Annotated in this window: 1 protein-coding gene; it reads left to right on the forward strand. The window is 69.8% G+C overall.

Features of this window, described 5'->3' with window-relative positions:
* The first annotated feature begins 255 nt into the window (after nucleotides 1–255).
* On the forward strand, nucleotides 256–1,491 hold the full coding sequence (locus ACFV15_RS48145) for an IS110 family transposase (RefSeq protein ID WP_378360239.1): 1,236 nt from the start codon (nucleotides 256–258) through the stop codon (nucleotides 1,489–1,491).
* Nucleotides 1,492–1,526 lie beyond the last annotated feature (35 nt).

The following is a 1,526-nucleotide window of genomic DNA, read 5'->3' on the forward strand; positions in this document are numbered from 1 at the left end:
CGGTCACTAGTGCACCCTCTTCCGTGCGGGCCCTTGGAAGGGGCTTGTGGTAGGAACTAGGCGGAAGCCGGGGTGACGGCCTATGTCGGTCGCCTTTCGTGGGCCTCGATGACACTGCCGCCCCCGGCTTCCCCGGAACCGCTGATCGATGACAAAGGGACGCGCCACAGAGCGCCGGTTAGTGACCACTCGAGTGCCGGTTCCCACGCCTCCGTCTAGCGCCTGCCTGTCGTATCGAGCAGGAAGGCGACCACGTTGTCGCTGGATGACGCACAGTTCTTCGTCGGGATCGACTGGGCCGCGACCGAGCACGCGGTCTGCGTGCTGGACCGGACCGGCCGCAAGGTCGCCGCGTTCACCGTCGCCCACACCGCGGCCGGGTTCGCCGCACTGCGGACCCGGCTGGGCAAGCTCGGCGACGCCGAGCACATGCCGGTCGCGATCGAACGCCCCGACGGCCGCCTGGTGGACGCGCTGCTGCAGGCCGGACATCCGGTCGTGCCGGTCAAACCGAACGCGATCAAAACCTGGCGCGAGGCCGAGGTTCTCTCCGGCGCCAAATCCGACCCCGGCGACGCCCATGTGATCGCCGACTACCTGCGCGTGCGTGCCCACCGGCTGCGGCCCGCGGCACCGTATTCCGGTGCCACCAAAGCACTGCGCACCGTCGTGCGCACCCGCGACGACCTGGTGCACGCCCGGATCGCCGCGACCAACCAGCTCGCCGCCCTGCTCGACGCGCACTGGCCCGGAGGCAAGGCGATCTTCGCGAACATCTCCTCGGCGATCGCCCTGGCATTCCTGACGAAGTACCCGACCGCGGCGTCGGCGACCTCGCTGACCGAGAAGCGGCTGGCCGCGTTCTGCGCCGCACAGGGCTACTCGGGCAAGAAATCCGCCACCGTCCTGCTGGCCAGGCTGCGCGGCGCCCCGGCCGGAGCCACCGACCCCGATCTGGCCCGAGGCATCGCCGACGCCGTCACGGCCCAGGTCGCGGTCCTGACCGCGCTCAACGCCACGATCAAGGCCCTGGACCGCTCCATCAGCGAGAAGATGGACACCCATCCCGACGGGGAGATCTTCCGCTCCTTCCCCCGCGCCGGCACCATCAACGCCGCCCAGATCCTCACCGAATGGGGCGACGCCCGCGACGCCTTCACCGGCCCGGACGCCGTCGCGGCCTTGGCCGGGATCACCCCGGTCACCAAGGCCTCCGGCAAACAACGCGGCGTGTCTTTCCGCTGGGCCTGCAACAAACGCCTGCGCCAGGCGATCACTACCTTCGCCGCCAACAGCCGCTTCTCCAGCCCCTGGGCCGCCGACGTCTACAACCGGGCACGCGCCTCCGGCAAAGACCACCCCCACGCCACCCGCATCCTGGCCCGCGCCTGGGTCAGAGTCATCTGGCGCTGCTGGCAGGACGGCACCACCTACAACCCCACCCGCCACGGCGGCGCCCAACGAGACACCGAACAGCAGGCCGCAGCCTGACTTTGATCTTGAGGTTGACACAAGGGGTGTCATCG

Source organism: Amycolatopsis sp. NPDC059657 (assembly GCF_042734395.1).
Classification (GTDB): Bacteria; Actinomycetota; Actinomycetes; order Mycobacteriales; family Pseudonocardiaceae; genus Amycolatopsis.